We start from the raw sequence: 16,067 nt of genomic DNA, 5'->3' as shown, positions 1-16,067 counted from the left end.
CATGCGGCTGGTGCTGGCGCATTCCCACGACGTCGCGGCGCGGGAGCTGGCCGACCGCTGGGGCGACGACGCCGTACTGCTCACACCGGCTGAGCTGAGTGCCGAGCGCCTGCTGCTCGACCTCGACACTCAGGGCGATGCCCGGGCCCAGGTTGCGTCCCGGCCGGAGGTGACGTCGGTGCTCACCCGCCTCGGTGGCATCGGACCCGCGGATCTTGTCCAGGTCGACGCGCAGGATGCGCCGTACGCCGCGGCCGAGTTGGACGCGTTCCTGCGCGCGTGGCTCGGCGCGTGGCCCGGTCCGGTCGTCAACCGCCCGAGTACGACGTGCCTCAACGGACCGGGCTGGCGACGCGAGCAGTGGGCCGTCGCCGCGGCGGCAGTGGGGCTCCCTGTCCGTCCGGTGCATCGCCACGCCACACCGGGCGGTGCGCCGGACACCGACCCGCTGGAGTCGGCAGCCCAGACGTGGGTGACTGTCATCGGCGACCGGTGGTTCGGGTCAGGACGGGCCGACCTCGGGCACAAGCTGTGCACACTCGCCGAAGGCGTCGGGTGCGTTGCCCTCGAGGCGCTGTTCATCGACGACCTTGTCGCGGAGATCAGTCCGTGGCCGAACGTCGCGGCCCCCGAGGTCGCCGACGCCTTGGCGCTGATGATGGACGGCATGCGGTGACCGCGCTGCTGTGGGGTCTGCCGGGCGACTCGACGATGGCCGCCGTACACACCGAGCTGCTCAGACTCGGCGTCCCGGTCCTGTTCGTCGATCAGCGCTCGGTGCTGGACACGGCCGTCGAGCTGACCGTCGGTGCACGCATCGAGGGCGCCGTACGGGTGGGGGACTCGGTGCTCGACCTGGCTGACGTCGGTGCTGCCTACTTGCGACCCCACGACGGCATGCGGGTGGCCGCCGTACGCGATGAACCTCCCGCTTCGCCGGTACGGCGGCACGTGCAGGAGGTCGCGGACATCTTGTCCACCTGGGCAGAGCTCGCCCCGGCGTTCGTCGTCAACCGTCCGTCCGCCTCGGCCGGCAACGGGTCGAAGCCCGCCCAGCTCAGGGAGATCGCCGCCGTCGGCTTCGCTGTGCCCGAGACGCTCGTGACGAACGACCCGGAAGCCGTCGCGGCGTTCTCGACCCGGCACCAGAACGTGGTCTACAAATCCACGAGTGGCATCCGGAGCCGGGTCCGGAGCTTGGCCGACGACGTTTCGCTCGAGGATGTCCGGTCCTGTCCGACCCAGTTCCAGGCCCGGGTGCCGGGCGTCGACGTTCGGGTCCATGTGGTCGGCGCCGAGATCTTCGCGACCCGGATCGACTGCGACGCCGACGACTACCGCTACGCCTCGCACCAAGGGCTGCCCCGTCCGCGGCTGTCCGCGACCGACCTGCCTGATGAAGTCGCGAAGCGCTGCCGGCTGCTGGCCTCCCGCCTCGACCTTCCCGTCGCCGGCGTCGATCTGCGCGTAACACCGGACGAGGAGTGGTTCTGCTTCGAGGTCAACCCGTCGCCTGCCTTCTTGTACTACCAGCAGGCCACAGGCCAGCCCATCGCAACCGCCGTCGCCGGACTGCTGGCGGCCGCCGTGACATGTGCGCGGGTGGCCTGATGACCACAGTGACAGCGGCCCAGGTGGCGGTTGGTTCCGAGGCGGTCTACCTCCACAGATTGCTGACGGATGCAGAGGCGACCACAGCAGCCCACCAGGTGTTGAAGCCATCGGCAGGCTTCCGCGCCAAGTGCTGGCACACCGGCCCGGACCTGAGCACGATCGGTACGCCGCTCTACCGCACCCGGGATCGCCTGGAGTACTACACCGAGCAGGCCCGCGCGACCAACGCGCTGATGTACGACACCTACCGATGGCTGTACGACCGCGTGGCCGATTTCTTCGAGGACCGCTACTCGCACCCGGTGGATTTCGTCGACGGGCTCGCAATCCCCGGCTTCCATCTGATGGCGTACGGCGGCGCCGGCCGGTTCGAGGGTGGGGGCTGGCACCTCGACCAGCTCGCGCAGCAGGTCCCGTACTTCGCTGACCGAGCCTCGGCGATCGACGGCATCGTGAACTTCACCCTCCCGCTCGCGGTCCCCGGTGGCGGCACCGGCATGGACATCCGCGCCGACGAGGGTGAGCCGGCGGAGGTCCACGTGCCCTACCGGCCGGGCGTCGTACTCTTCACCGATCGCGAGCTCCTGCACCGCATCGGCGCCTCGGTCTCTCGCGGCCCGGCGGACTACCGCCTCACCCTGCAGGGTCACGGGGTCCGCTATCGCCGGCGCCTGCTCCTGTTCTGGTGAGGAATTCCGCGCCTGACCGAAACTCGGATGCTTTTGTCGGTGGGGGTCGTTACGGTCTGTTGAGTGCTGACTCTGCTGCGGTATGCGTTGCGTGTTGCACCTGGTAGCACCGTTCTGACGGTGGGCCTCGCCGTCCTCGGCGCCGTGCTGGGGATGGGGGTCACGCTGCTCACCGGTCAGGTCGTCGGTGCCGTGCCAGGTGTGATCGACGACGCCCCGGGAGCGATGTCGTTCACCAAGTTCTGTTGGTTACTCGGCGCGCTGCTGACGGTGTTCGTGCTGGAGAGCCTCACGCCCGCGATGCACCGAGTGACGTCGTTGATCCTGGACGCGGCGCTCGTCCGCGAGATCGGCACCGGCATCACCGAGCCGCTGCTGACCCCGCGCCGCATCGCGCACCTGGAGGACGCCGAGGTGCTGGATGTGCAGGAGCGCGCGAAGGGCAAGGGTGGCTTCCATCTGGCCCAGGGCTTGGCGAATCTGCCCTGGCTGCTGGCCAGCCGGGTCACGCTGATCGGCTCGGCGGTGATCGTCGGCGTGATGTTCTCCTGGTGGATCGCCGCGATGCTCGTGGCCATGACCATCCTGCTGGAGTGGTGGGGTGGCCGCCTGATCGAGCGCGAGATCGACGTGTGGTGGGGCAACACCGAGGAGCAGCGGCGGGCCAACTACCTGTTCGACCTCGGTATGCGCGACGCGCCCAAGGAGTTGCGCGTCTTCGGCCTGCACAACTGGCTGGTCGAGCGTTACGTGCGCGAGTGGACCGCGGGCTTCCGTGCGGTGTGGGAGCGGCGCGGCAACAACGTGAAGTGGTCGATCCTGATGGGCGGCCTGCAGTTGATCGCCAACGTGGTCGCGATCCTGCTGGTCGGCCGGGCCGCGCTCGACGGCACCCTGCCCCTGACCGAGGTGGCGACGACCGTCCCGGCCATCCTTGCCATCGGGGTGTCGGGGAACGGGTACGGCGTCGTGCAGGTCCGGCGCGGATTGTCGGCGTACCGGGCGATGAAGGAACTGCCCGGCAAGATCGCCGAGCGTCACCCCGAGTCTTCCTCGACCAGCAAGCATCGCATCGAGACGATGCCGGCCCGCGAGATCCGTTTCGAGAACGTGAGCTTCCGCTATCCCGGCTCCGACGTCGACGTGCTCCGCGGTCTCGACCTCACCATCCATGCGCACGAAGCGCTTGCGCTCGTCGGCGTCAACGGTGCCGGGAAGTCGACGCTGGTGAAGCTGCTCGGTGGTGCGTACCGGCCGACCACAGGCCGGATCACGGTCGACGGCGTGGACCTGGCCGAGCTCGACCTGGCTGCCTGGCAGCGGCGCATCGCGGCGATCGTGCAGGACTTCCTGCGGTTCCCGCTGTCGGTCACGGACAACGTCGTGTTCGGTGCGATCGAGCGCACGGACGACGACCTCACGCTGGCCAGGGTCGCCCGTGAGTCGGGGATCGACGAGCTGGTGCGCGGTCTGCCGGAGGGGTGGAACACCGTGCTCGACAAGACCTTCGACGGCGGCGTCGACCTGTCCGGCGGTGAGTGGCAACGGATCGCGCTGGCGCGAGCGCTCTTCGCCGTCCATGCGGGGGCCGGGGTGCTCGTGCTGGACGAGCCGGCGGCGGCGCTCGATGTGCGGGCCGAGGCCGAGCTGGTCGAGCGGTATCTCGAGCTGACCTCGGGGGTGGCTTCGCTGATCATCTCCCACCGGTTCTCGGTGGTCCGGAACGCCCACCGCATCTGCGTGCTGGCCGACGGGCGGATCGTCGAGGACGGCACGCACGAGCAGTTGCTGGACAAGAGCGGGACGTACGCCGACCTGTTCCGGCTGCAGGCCGAGCGGTACATCACCGCGCCGGAAGACCCCGAGAGCGAGGCCATCGATGCGTAGCCTGCGAGTCATCTGGCTGTGGCTGGGCACGTCGTTCCGGGCAGCGCCGTTGCTGATGACGATCTCGGCCGTGCTCGTCGCCGCGCGTGCGATCACCGCACCGACCCAGACCTACGGCGTCAGCCAGCTCGTCGACGGGATCGCGAGCGACCAGTCCAGCACGATCGCACTCGGCATCGCCATCATCGCCGTCGGCCTGGCGGTCTCGTTCGTCGCCGATGTCGTGGGCTGGCCGTTGCAGGACACCGCGCAGGAACGCATGGCCGGACGTGTGCACGCCGACCTGGTGGACGTGACCACAGGCATTCCGGGGTTGTCGCATCACGAGCGGCCCGACGTCGCCGACCGGCTGGAGCTGGTCCGCGAACGCGCATGGCGGATGGGTGTCGGCGCCGAGGTTCTGCTGTGGGTGTTCGCGACGGTGACCAACACGGCCACCGTGCTCACGCTGCTCGGGTCCGTGCATCCGTTGCTGCTCGTCCTGCCGTTGCTCGGTGCCACGCGGATCTGGTCGGCGTACCTGAGCAGCACGCGGCAGCAGAAAGCGTGGGAAGACTCGCTGCCGCAGGAGCGCCTGGTCGACCGCCTGATCGAGGTGGCGAAGGACCCGCGGACAGGGCTGGAGCTGCGCGTGTTCGGGCTCGGGAAGGTCTTGCTGGACAAGATCTTCTCGTTGCAGACAGAGCGGTTCCGGCGGCGGGTCGCGGCGGCACGCTGGGGTGGGAAGGTGGACGGATCGGTCCGGCTGGTCTTCGGTCTCGCGTACGCCGCGGCCGTGGTGTGGGTGATCGCGCGGGCCCGGAACGGGCAGCAGACCGCCGGCGACGTCGTGCTCGTACTGTTGCTGGCGCCGCAGGTGGATCAGATGACCGGCGGGATCGCGCAGAACGTGTACTGGGTCGGCGAGGTCGTGCGGAGCTTCAGCCGGTACGACTGGTTGCGCGAGTACGCGAAGGACAACTCGTGGCAGTCGAGTACCACGCCGGCACCGACGCGACTTGGCTCCGGCATCGAGTTGCGGAACGTCGGATTCTCTTACCCTGGCTCGGATTCCGCCGTCCTGAGTGCCATTGATCTGAGCGTGCCGGCGGGGTCGGCCGTCGCGTTGGTGGGGGAGAACGGCGCCGGTAAGACGACGCTGGTGAAGCTGCTCGCGCGGATGTACGACCCGACGACCGGACGCATCCTGGTCGACGGCGTGGACCTCGCGACGATCGCACCGGAGGCTTGGCGCTCGCAGTTGTCGGCCGGGTTCCAGGACTTCGTGAAGTTCGAGCTGCCGGTTCGCGACGTCGTCGGGATCGGCGACGTCAATCGGTCGTCCGACGAGAACGCCGTACTCGCCGCGATTGCGCGCGGCGACGCGGAATCGGTGGTCCGCGGACTGCCGCGCGGGCTGGATACCCAACTGGGCAAGAAGTTCACCGACGGCGTCGAGCTGTCCGGCGGGCAATGGCAGCGGCTTGCGCTGGCCCGGGCCTTCATGCGCGAGCGTCCGCTGCTCCTACTCCTCGACGAGCCGACCGCGGCGCTGGACCCCGAGGCCGAGCACCGCCTCTACGAGCAGTACGCCGCCGCCGCAAAGATCGCCGCGGCCGAGACCGGCGGGATCACCATCCTCGTCTCCCACCGCTTCTCGACCGTCCGGATGGCCGACCTCATCGTCGTCATGCACCACGGCCGCGTCGAAGAGATCGGCACCCACGAAGACCTCCTCGCCGCCAACGGCCGCTACGCCGAGCTCTTCGACCTCCAAGCCCGCGCCTACCGCTGACCGCCACTCCGGCACGGGTTGAAACTTACGCTTGATGGGTATTCCATCGAAGGGAAGTTTCGCGGCGACGCCTGCTGTACCTCGCCGGAGGACTTCTGAGAGCCGGCTGAGAGCGTGGTGAACGGGCCGTCTCCCGTTCTTCGATCGTTCAACTGCACGACCCTGTCTGAAGAAGCATTGGAATCTAATGTTTCCTGGTCAGGTACCGCCCCGAAGAAGGGAACCATGGACACACCGCCCGCTGTCCGTGCACGTGGCATCGTCAAGAGTTTCGGCGAGGTGATCGCACTCGACGGTATCGAGTTGGAGGTCGCACAGGGACAGCTTCACGGGCTGGTCGGACCGAACGGGGCCGGAAAGACGACCCTCCTCGGCCTGCTGCTGGGACTGGCCGTCGCCGACTCCGGCCACCTCGAGATCCTCGGTACGCCGGTCGGCCGCGCACTCGCGGTGCCCGAAGGAGTCGCCGGGTTCGTCGACGGCCCCGGCCTCTACCCGTCGCTGACCGCCAAGCAGAACCTCGCCGCGCTGGCCGCTCTCCGCGGCGACGGCGCACGGACGATGGGCATCGACGACGCGCTCGACCAGGTCGGGCTCACCGATGTCGCCGACGACCGGGTCCGCGGCTTCTCCCTCGGTATGCGCCAACGCCTCGGCCTCGCCGCCGCTCTGCTCACCAGGCCCAGGCTGCTGGTGCTCGACGAACCGTCCAACGGTCTCGACCCGGCCGGCAAGAAGCACGTGTACGGCGTCCTCACCCGACTCGCGGCCGATGGGACTGCTGTCGTGATGTCGAGCCACCGGATGGACGACGTCGAGGCGCTGTGCTCCGAGGTCACCATCCTGTCCACCGGACGAGTCGCCTTCTCCGGGCCGCTGACCAAGCTGGCCGCCGAGAACGATGAGCTCGACTATCGCTTGCTCACCTCCGACCTGGAGGCCGCTCGTCGGTTGGCCGGCGGAACAGCCGGGATCCGGGTCGTCGACGACAGCGGCGTACGGCAGGGGACCGAGGTGCTGGTGGTGTCGGCAGCCGTGCCCGCGCTGGACGACCTCGTGAAGCAACTCGTGCACGCAGGCATCGCGGTGCGCGAGCTGGTGCCCGTGGTCTCGCCACTCGAAGCAGCGTTCCTCGACCTCACCGAACAGCAGGAGTCGGACCGATGACCGCCACCGTCGCCGAGACCACCAAGGAACCCGCGGCTCCCGTCGCCCGCCGCGTCTCGGTCCAGCGCGCGTACCGTTTCGAGCTGGTCAAGCTGCTCTCGCAGTGGCGCGTGCGGTTGCTGATCGTCGCCTGTTGGCTCGCGCCCGCGCTCTTCGTCGCCGTGATCAGCCGGCAGGCCTCACTTCCGGTCGACACTCTGTTCGGCCGCTGGATGCACGCCACCGGATGGGCCGGACCGTTGGTGATCCTCGGCTTCTCGGGATCGTGGGCGCTGCCGCTGCTGACCTCGCTGATCGCCGGCGACGTGTTCGCGTCCGAGGACCGCCTCGGCACCTGGCGCCACCTCCTGGTCGCGGTCCGGTCGCCACGCCGGATCTTCGTGTCGAAGGCCGTCGCCAGCCTCTTTGTGATCGTGGTGCTCGTGATCGGGCTGGTCGCTTCGAGCACGATCGGCGGCCTCGCGGTCATCGGCAACCGATCCCTGATCGGGCTCGACGGCCACCTGCTGTCGCCGGGCGACGCCGCCGGGAAGGTCCTGCTCGCCTGGGCCTGCGGGCTCGCCCCGACCCTGGCGCTCGCCGCGATCGGCCTGCTCGGGTCCGTCGCGTTGGGCCGTTCGCCGATGGGCCTGCTGCTGCCCGCGGTGGTCGCCCTGGCGATGCAAATCGTTCAGCAGCTTCCGGTCCCCGTCGCCATCCGCTACGCACTGCCCGGTTACGCGTTCATCAGCTGGAACGGCCTGTTCACCGGCCCGGCACAACTCGGACCGCTCCTGATCGGGATCGCAGTCAGTCTGGTGTGGGTTTTCGTCGCGACCGCCCTGGCCTACTTCCTCTTCGTACGGCGCGACTTCACCAACCCGACCCACGACGGGTCCGGCCGCCTGGCAATCACGGCCGGCCTGCTGCCACTCGTCGTACTGTTCGGCGTCACCGCCGGGGTGCTGACGCCGGTGACCGGGACCGGCTCCGGGATCGACCAGGACAAGGTGCAGCGATCAGTCGCCACGTCCTTCGCGCACCTGTACCGCCTGCAGACCAAACAGCTCAACCGGCCCGACGTCACCGAGGCGCAACTCCAGACCTCGGCCGCCTGCACCAAGGGCGGCGATCAGGTAGCCGCCGTCGGTCCAGGCAACGACTGGCGTTGCGTCGTGAGCTGGCACCTCCCTGGTGTCGAAGCGGCCGGTTCGGCCATCTACCAACTCGACATCAACCCGCTCGGTCGGTACGTCGCCGACGGGGACGGACCGAAAGAAGTCAACGGCTTCTTCCTGGTCCGCACGCCGTCCGGCGACGAACCGAACCCGCTGTGGCAGTTCGACGGCAACATCGAACTGCTTCCGTCCACCCCGAAGGGATAAACCATGCAGGTAACACGCCGTCGCAGGCGTGAGGAGAAGGGCCTCAACAACCTTCTCCGTCGCCGCATACCACTCGTCACGGCCGGCACGACCGCCGTCGCCGTGACCCTGGCCGGAACCGCGGTCGCCTCGACCACGCAGTTCGGTTTCGACCAAGTCGGCCAGGTCACCGACAAGGGCCAGGTCGTTTCCGCCGACCAGTACATCAAGCCGCTCGGTGACCGCCTTGTCCTCCAGAAGGGCAAGATCATGTCGTCCACCGTCAGCCCCGACGGCAGCCACCTGGCCGCCTCGGTGACCGATGGCGGGATGGCCCTCGCGATCATCGACCTGAAGAACTGGAAGGTCCAGCAGTACGTCGGCAACAACGCCGCCGCCGACCTGAAGATCCCGGGGAACGACATCGGCCAGGAAGGCCCGACGTACTCGCCGGACGGGTCGCAGCTGTGGCTGGGCCAGACCGATGGCTACCGCAAGTTCACCGTGAACCCGGACGGCTCGCTCGCCAACCCGACGTTCGTCACGATCGCGGCCGACGGCGCGAAGCACGCGCTCGTCGGTGAGGCCGTCTTCTCGCCGGACAGCTCGACCGTGTACTCCGCGGTCAACGGCCAGAACCGGGTGGTCGCGATCGACACCGCGACCGGGACCATCAAGCAGAGCTGGGCCGTGGGCAACGCGCCGCGGGACATGCTCATGGTCGGCAACAAGCTCTACGTGAGCAACGAGGGCGGTCGTCCGGCGAAGCCCGGCGATCCGACCATCAACTCGTACGGCACCCAGGTGGTGGCCTCGCAGGTCACCGCGGCCACCACGACCGGTACGGTCAGCGTGATCGACCTGTCGAACGCGTCTGCTGCGCCCGCGAGCATCGACGTCGGCCTGCACCCGACCGCTCTGTTCGCCAAGAACGGCGCCGTGTTCGTGACGAACACGGCCACCAACAGCGTGTCGGTCATCGACACCCGGCGCGGCAAGGTCACCCAGACCATCGCCACCCAGCCGTGGCCGGAGGCCTCGGTGGGCTACGAACCCAACGGCGTGACGCTGACCGACGACGGTCACCTGCTGGTGACCCTCGGCCGGGCCAACGCGGTCGCCGTCTACAAGTACAACAACCCGCTGGAGCCGGTCAGCTACGTCGGTCTGCTCCCGACGGACTACTTCCCGGCCGAGATCGCGACCGTCGGCAAGGACATCGTGGTGTCCAACACCCGCGGTGTCGACGCCCGCCGGGACACGACAGCGGCCGGTCGCGGCACGCACGACACCACGTCGAGCCTGACCAAGTTCAGGCTGCCGGACGACCACGCCATCCGGCAGAGCACCGCTACGGTCTTCGAGCAGAACGGCTGGACCAAGGGCTCGGCGCAGGTCGCCACGGACACGGGGCACCGCCGGCCGGTGCCGGTTCCGGCGAAGCTCGGCGACCCGTCGACGATCAAGCACGTGTTCCTGCTGGTCAAGGAGAACCGGACCTACGACCAGCTGTACGGCGACATCCCGGAGGGCAACGGCGATCCGGCCCTGGCGCAGTACGGCGAGAACGTGACGCCGAACCAGCACGCGATGGCCAAGCAGTTCGGCCTGTACGACAACACCTACGACATCGGCACGAACTCCGCCGAGGGTCACAACTGGCTGATGCAGGCCGACAACCCGGAGTACACCGAGTCCTCGGCCGGTGAGTACCTGCGCAGCTACGACACCGAGAACGACGCGCTCGGCCACCAGAAGAGCGGCTTCATCTGGACCGGTGCGCAGGCCGCCGGCAAGTCCGTCAAGGACTTCGGCGAGTTCCAGTCGATCGAGAGCAAGCCCGCCGGCGCGACCTGGCAGAACCTGTACTGCGACACCAAGAACATGGTCGCGACCGGGCAGAACACCGCCTATCCCATCCAGACGGGCTCGGCGATCCCGTCCCTCAACGACGTGTCGGTGCCCGGCTTCCCGCTCTTCGACACCAGCGTTCCGGACATCTACAAGACCCAGATCTGGAAGCGTGACTTCGAGAAGAACGGGCCGGCCAACCTGAACATGTTCTGGCTGTCCAACGACCACACCGGTGGCCCGCCGAGCGGACCCGCCCAGGTCGCGGACAACGACCTGGCCACCGGTCAGATCGTCGACGAGATCTCGCACAGCAAGTACTGGAAGGACTCCGCGATCTTCATCGTCGAGGACGACTCCCAGGCCGGTCTCGACCACATCGACGGCCACCGGGCCCCGATCCAGATCATCAGCCCGTACGCCCAGCACGGCGTGGTCGACAGCCACTACTACACGCAGATCACGATGATCCGGACGATCGAACAGATCCTCGGGATCAAGCCGATGAACCAGAAGGACAGCGCGGCGACCCCGATGGCTGCCGCGTTCACGCAGAAGCCCGACTACACGCCGTTCAAGGCCGTGCCCAACCGCACGTCGCTGACGGCCGGTATCGCCACGCTGCCGCCCTGTGGCGCCGACGTCCCCGCTGCGCAGAACCCGACCGCCGCGCCCGCGCCGAAGGCGACGGTGCCGGCCGACCAGCAGGCGGTAGCGGCCCAGTGGGAGGCCTGGAAGTCGCAGCAGCGGACCACCGGTCCGAACGCGAAGGCCGACTTCGCCAACCCGTCGCAGATGAACCACTTCGACTGGTACCAGGCGCATGACTGGTCCACGCCGTACCCGGGCGAGAGCAAGATCGTCGCTCCCGCGGACGTGCCGGGTGCCCTCATTCCGTCGGCGGAGAACGACGGATAATGCACGGATGACGGACCGGCCACGCCGGGCGTCGAGCCGGATCGAGCAACCCGCCGATCCGGCCGACGTCCGCGCGGTCGGGTACGGGCCTGACGATGTCGTGCAGGTGCCGGAGAAGTACGACCGACGCGGCTGGTCGCGTCACCCACGCCGAGGGATGGCTGGGGTGGCTGCCGTCGGAGCAGAACGACGAGCGCCGCGACCTGGACGCGCAACGAGAGGCGGGGGAGCCCGACCGTCAGCGCACCGACGCCCGAGGGGCTGGAGGACTCGTTCGAGATCCTGCGCCAGCAGATGTACCAGCCCGGAGAGGGCGCCTGGCTGACCCCACCATCACCGTCACCGCCGCCGGGCATTTCGCCACCGACTTCGACTACGACCACGAACCCGAGTGGTCGATTCCTGTCGACGCAGGCATCTACGCCGCCGACCTGGCCGAGTTTCCGCGGGACGCACAGTACGTGCCGGACTGGCTGCGTTAATTCGGTGGCGGGCCGTCAGGCCCGGTGGTAATTTCTTCGACCTGTCTTTTCGGGATCGAATCGAACCGGATGGGTGCGCTCCGGGGCGGGACCCTGTTGATCGCCCCCCCATCCGAAGCTCTCCAGGATTCGAGGCTCAGCCCGATGATCGAACCGGAACTCGAGGCCGAACGCGCCTTTCTCGCCACTGCCCGCGCCGCGCTGGGTCGCATGTACCAGGAGGTGGAGACCCGCGACGTCCCGCTGATCGGCGGCGAGGACAACGACGAACGCTTCACCAACGAGGCGAACGAACGCGCCAAGAAGCTGCGCACGCAGGCTCTGCTCGACCTGCCCGACGTACCACTGTTCTTCGGCCGGCTCGACTACGAGACCGGCACGATCGAGGACATCGACCAGATCTATATCGGCCGCCGGCATGTGCATGACGGCAGCGGTGTCCCGCTGGTGATCGACTGGCGGGCGCCGGTCTCAGTGCCGTTCTACCGAGCCACCCACAGCGACCGGCAGCGCGTCCTGATGCGTCGCCGGTACGGGTTCTCCGACCACGCCGAGCTGACCGGTTTCGAGGACGAGCCGATGGTCGGGACCCCCGAGACCGGTCAAGCCGACGCGTTCCTGCGCGCCGAGATCGAGCGGCCGCGCACCGGACCGATGCGCGACATCGTCGCCACCATCCAGCCGGAGCAGGACGACCTGGTCCGGGCACCCTTGCATCCGAGCGTGTGCGTTCAGGGTGCGCCGGGCACGGGCAAGACCGCCGTCGGCCTGCACCGCGTGGCGTATCTGCTCTATACCGAACGGGAACGGCTCAGCCGCGGCGGTGTCGTGATCGTCGGGCCGAACCGCTCGTTCCTGTCGTACATCCGCAAGGTCCTGCCCGCGCTGGGCGAGGTCGACGTACGGCAGATCATCATCGAGGAGCTGATCAGCCGGCCCGCCGCGGCGACCGACGAGCCGGAGGCCGCGCGGGTCAAGGGTGATGCCCGGATGGCGGCCGTCCTGCGCCGGGCCTTGTGGTCGTACGTCGGTACGCCGACGGACGGAATCCTGTACAGCAAGGGATCCCGGCGCTATCGCGTCCACGACTACGAGGTGGTCGACATCGTCTCCGACCTGCGGGAGTCGACCCGGTACGACCCGGGCCGGAACGCACTCGCGCAGCGGATCGCGCACGTCGTCCTGGTCCGGATGGAGCAGCGCGCTGAGTCGCCGGATGACCGCGTGCAGAACGCCGTGGCCCGCTCGAAGCCGGTGAAGGACCTGATCAACGCGGTCTGGCCCCGCGTCGCACCCGAGCAGGTGCTGCACCGGCTGTGGTCCGACGCCGGCTTCCTGGCCCAGGCTGCGGGCGATGAGTTGACGGCAGACGAGCGTACGGCGTTGCTGTGGTCCAAGCCGGCCCGATCGTGGAAGTCGGCGAAGTGGTCGTTCGCCGACACCGTGCTGCTCGACGAGCTCGAGGACCTGATCGAACGCCGTACCGGCTCGCTCGGCCACCTGGTCCTGGACGAGGCGCAGGACCTTTCGGCCATGCAGCTGCGCGCGCTGGGCCGACGGTGCCGCACCGGCTCGGCCACCGTCCTCGGCGACCTGGCCCAGGCCACGACCCCGTGGGCCGCCGGATCCTGGGACCGGGTGCTCGGTCATCTGGAGAAGTCGGACGCCGTCGTGGCCGAGCTCGACCGGGGCTTCCGCGTCCCCGCCCAGATCATCGACTTCGCGGCACGGCTCCTCCCGCAGATCGCTCCGACTCTCGGGGTACCGAGTGGCGTTCGTACGGTCGCCGAGGCGCTCGCGATCGTGCACACCGACGAGCCGTCCCTCCCAGACACCCTGATCGCCGCCTGCAAGACGGCCCTGACCGGCGAAGGTTCGGTCGCCCTGATCGCGGCCGACGACCAGATCTCCACCCTCCGCGACGCGCTGGCCGCCGCCGGTCTCCAACCATCCCTGCTCGGCGAGACCGACGACGACCTGGACGCGACCCGGCTGGTCTGCGTGCCGGCCACCCTCGCGAAGGGCCTGGAGTTCGACGCGGTCATCGTCGCCGAACCGGACCGGATCGTCGCCGCCGAACCCCGCGGCCTGCACCGCCTCTACGTCATCCTCACCCGAGCCGTCAGCCGCCTCCACATCATCCACACCCAGCCCCTGCCTACCCCGCTGATGTGACACGTCTGCGCCACTGACCGGGGGAGGTACCGTGCCGGCGGCGGAAGGCGGTGGCGAAGGCGAATTCGTTGCCGTACCCAACATTTCGGGCAATGACGGACAGGGGTGCGGTGGTCCGGGTGAGGGCGTCTTCGGCGCGGCTGATCCGCAGCGTGGTGAGGTAGCGGCCGGGGGACTGGCCGACGAGATCCTTGAACTTCGCGGCGAATGACGCTCGGGACATGCCGGCCTGTTGCGCCATGGCGTCGAGGGTCCAGTCCCGGGCCGGGTTTGCGTGCAGGTCCTCGAGTACCTGAGCTAGTTCGGGGTGAGACAAGGCTCGGTACCAGCCTGGCGCCTCCGCGCCCGACCGCATCCACCAGGAGCTCAGGGTGTAGATCAGGTTGAGGTCCAGCAGCCGGTCGAGGATCGCTTGCTGGCCGGGCGCGTCACGGCCGACCTCCGCGGCGAGCAGGTCGATGGCGGCCGTGTGGGACGAGTCTTGATCGGCGGCCGGGACGACGACGAGGGAGGGCAAGCCGCTGAGCAAGGAGGCCGCGACGCTGCCATCCAGTACGTACGCCCCGCACAGCAGGATCGACGCGGTGCCGGGGGAGTTGTCGGACCCTTGCTGCCGGGCCTCGTCGATGGGGATCGCGGGCGCACCCGGCCGGCTCACGACGACGTACGGCGTACCGGCGGTGGCGAGGACGACATCGCGGGCGCCAAGCTCGACTGGTTCGTGGCCTTCTCGCTCGAGCCGGCCGCGGCCCTCGACGAGGAGGTGGGCCGTCAGCGGCCGGCCCCCCTCGAACCGCACGCCCCACGGGTCGACGCGACGGAGGATCGAGAAGACCGCGCCCTGCGCGCGAGCCCGGGCGAGCTCGTCGCTCAAGATGTCCATTCTTGGACGATAGCGAAGGAAACCTAGCAGATCACGCATTGTCCGTCTCGGAGACGGTTCCTAGCGTGAAGGTATGACTCATCTACTACTCGGCGGGAGCGGCAAGGTCGGACGACGGCTGGCTCAGCTCCTCGCTGCTCAGCCAACACGTCCCGTCAGCCGGCGCACGGACCCGGCCTTCGACTGGAATGACGAATCCACCTGGCCGGCCGCGCTGGACGACGCGACCAGCATCTTCATCGTCGGACCGGGGTCGGCCACCGACTGGAGTCCGCGGCTGACGCGGCTGCTGCGACTGGCACACCGGGCAGGCGTGCAGCATGCCGTCCTGCTGTCGGCCCGCGGGGTCGAGTTCCTCCCCGACGGCGCGGTCGGGCGAGCCGAGCGCGCACTCCAAGACGGCCCTGTCCCGTGGACGATCCTGCGTCCGACGCACTTCGCCCAGAACTTCACCGAGGCGATGTTCGTACCCGTAGATGGTCGCATCGTCGCCCCGGTCGGTACCGGTGCCGAGCCCTTCATCGACGTGAACGACCTCGCCGCCGTCGCCGCCGAGGTGATGACCAAGCGCGAGTACGACGGACGCATCCTGGCACTGTCCGGACCGGAGGCGCTCACCTTCGACGCCGCGGCGGCCGAGCTCGAGCGCGTGACCGGCGCCAAGACCCGCTTCGAGGACGAGAGCGACGACGACCACGTCCGGCGACTCCGTGCGGCAGGGACTCCCGAGATGTACATCGAGTGGCGGATGGCCATGCTCAACGGGATCAGGTCTGGCGCCGATGCGTATGTCTCGACCGGTGTGGAGGAAGTCCTGCGTCGCCCAGCCACCAGCTTCACGGACTGGGCTTTGCAGGAGGTTGTCGACTGACGTCAGGCGAGGGTTGCCTGACGTAGCCCCGCTCGCAGTGGGATGCACATCGGTTTGCCACTGACGGGGTGTGGGACGACCTTGGACTCGACGCCGAACACGTCGCGGATGGTGTCGGAGGTGAAGACGTCGTCGGGTGTTCCTTGGGTGACGAGGGCGCCGGACTTCATCACGAACACGTGGTCGGCGTACTCGGCGGCCATGTTGAAGTCGTGCAGGACCATTGCGACGGTCTTGCCCTGTTCCTGGTTCAGCTGGTGCAACAGGTCCAGCACCTCCAGCTGATAGGCCACGTCCAGGTACGTCGTGGGCTCGTCAAGCAGGATCAGGTCGGTGCCCTGGGCCAGACACAACGCGATCCAGACCCGCTGCCGCTGGCCGCCGGACAACTGATCGACGTGCTGGTGGCGCAA

The 16,067-nt window shown here is 68.6% G+C and carries 13 protein-coding genes; 11 read left to right on the top strand and 2 right to left on the bottom strand.

Annotation, left to right across the window (positions count from 1 at the left end; all coding sequences use genetic code 11):
• The first annotated feature begins 1 nt into the window (after position 1).
• The 10 genes from ACZ3HV_RS21930 (at position 2) to ACZ3HV_RS21885 (ending at position 13,900) form a co-directional block, all read left to right on the top strand.
• Positions 2-676, top strand: a complete 675-nt coding sequence (locus ACZ3HV_RS21930) for a hypothetical protein (protein WP_465686824.1) — start codon at positions 2-4, stop codon at positions 674-676.
• Positions 673-1,611 carry an MvdC/MvdD family ATP grasp protein gene (locus ACZ3HV_RS21925; protein ID WP_465686823.1) on the top strand — a complete coding sequence of 313 codons (939 nt, stop codon included), beginning with the start codon at positions 673-675 and terminating at the stop codon, positions 1,609-1,611. Before ACZ3HV_RS21930 ends, ACZ3HV_RS21925 begins: the two co-directional genes overlap by 4 nt.
• A complete protein-coding gene (locus ACZ3HV_RS21920; protein WP_465686822.1) occupies positions 1,611-2,303 on the top strand; it encodes a hypothetical protein in 693 nt (230 codons plus the stop codon). Before ACZ3HV_RS21925 ends, ACZ3HV_RS21920 begins: the two co-directional genes overlap by 1 nt.
• Positions 2,304-2,366: 63 nt before the next feature.
• Positions 2,367-4,190 (top strand): ABC transporter ATP-binding protein, encoded by a 1,824-nt coding sequence (locus ACZ3HV_RS21915; protein WP_465686821.1) that lies wholly within the window; start codon positions 2,367-2,369, stop codon positions 4,188-4,190.
• Entirely contained in the window at positions 4,183-5,964 is a 1,782-nt protein-coding gene (locus tag ACZ3HV_RS21910) for an ABC transporter ATP-binding protein (protein WP_465686820.1), read from the top strand. The genes ACZ3HV_RS21915 and ACZ3HV_RS21910 overlap by 8 nt, the downstream gene beginning before the upstream one ends.
• A 225-nt stretch (positions 5,965-6,189) precedes the next feature.
• Positions 6,190-7,131: an ABC transporter ATP-binding protein gene (locus ACZ3HV_RS21905; RefSeq protein WP_465686819.1), complete on the top strand. Its 942-nt coding sequence runs from the start codon at positions 6,190-6,192 to the stop codon at positions 7,129-7,131.
• Positions 7,128-8,495, top strand: a complete 1,368-nt coding sequence (locus tag ACZ3HV_RS21900; RefSeq protein WP_465686818.1) for an ABC transporter permease — start codon at positions 7,128-7,130, stop codon at positions 8,493-8,495. Before ACZ3HV_RS21905 ends, ACZ3HV_RS21900 begins: the two co-directional genes overlap by 4 nt.
• A 3-nt stretch (positions 8,496-8,498) precedes the next feature.
• The gene (locus ACZ3HV_RS21895) at positions 8,499-11,243 is read left to right on the top strand and encodes a bifunctional YncE family protein/alkaline phosphatase family protein (RefSeq protein ID WP_465686817.1); all 2,745 of its coding nucleotides are present in this window, start codon (positions 8,499-8,501) and stop codon (positions 11,241-11,243) included.
• Between the two features lie 95 nt (positions 11,244-11,338).
• Entirely contained in the window at positions 11,339-11,725 is a 387-nt protein-coding gene (locus tag ACZ3HV_RS21890; RefSeq protein WP_465686816.1) for a hypothetical protein, read from the top strand.
• 144 nt (positions 11,726-11,869) lie between these two features.
• Positions 11,870-13,900: a HelD family protein gene (locus tag ACZ3HV_RS21885; RefSeq protein ID WP_465686815.1), complete on the top strand. Its 2,031-nt coding sequence runs from the start codon at positions 11,870-11,872 to the stop codon at positions 13,898-13,900.
• Here the strand turns inward: ACZ3HV_RS21885 and ACZ3HV_RS21880 are convergent.
• Positions 13,884-14,783, bottom strand: coding sequence for an AraC family transcriptional regulator (locus ACZ3HV_RS21880; RefSeq protein ID WP_465686814.1), 900 nt, complete (start codon positions 14,781-14,783; stop codon positions 13,884-13,886). The two genes, ACZ3HV_RS21885 and ACZ3HV_RS21880, sit on opposite strands and share 17 nt — an antisense overlap.
• 73 nt (positions 14,784-14,856) lie before the next feature.
• Between ACZ3HV_RS21880 and ACZ3HV_RS21875 the strand changes: the two genes are divergently transcribed.
• Positions 14,857-15,654 carry a Rossmann-fold NAD(P)-binding domain-containing protein gene (locus ACZ3HV_RS21875; RefSeq protein WP_465686813.1) on the top strand — a complete coding sequence of 266 codons (798 nt, stop codon included), beginning with the start codon at positions 14,857-14,859 and terminating at the stop codon, positions 15,652-15,654.
• A gap of 2 nt (positions 15,655-15,656) precedes the next feature.
• On the opposite strand, the gene ACZ3HV_RS21870 is transcribed toward ACZ3HV_RS21875, so the two are convergent.
• Positions 15,657-16,067 (bottom strand): ABC transporter ATP-binding protein (locus tag ACZ3HV_RS21870; RefSeq protein WP_465686812.1); only part of this gene is annotated, 411 nt, incomplete at its 5' end.

Source organism: Kribbella sp. NPDC020701 (assembly GCF_055562215.1).
Note: the sequence above shows the minus strand (reverse complement) of the source record. Positions and strands in the feature narration are given on the sequence as shown.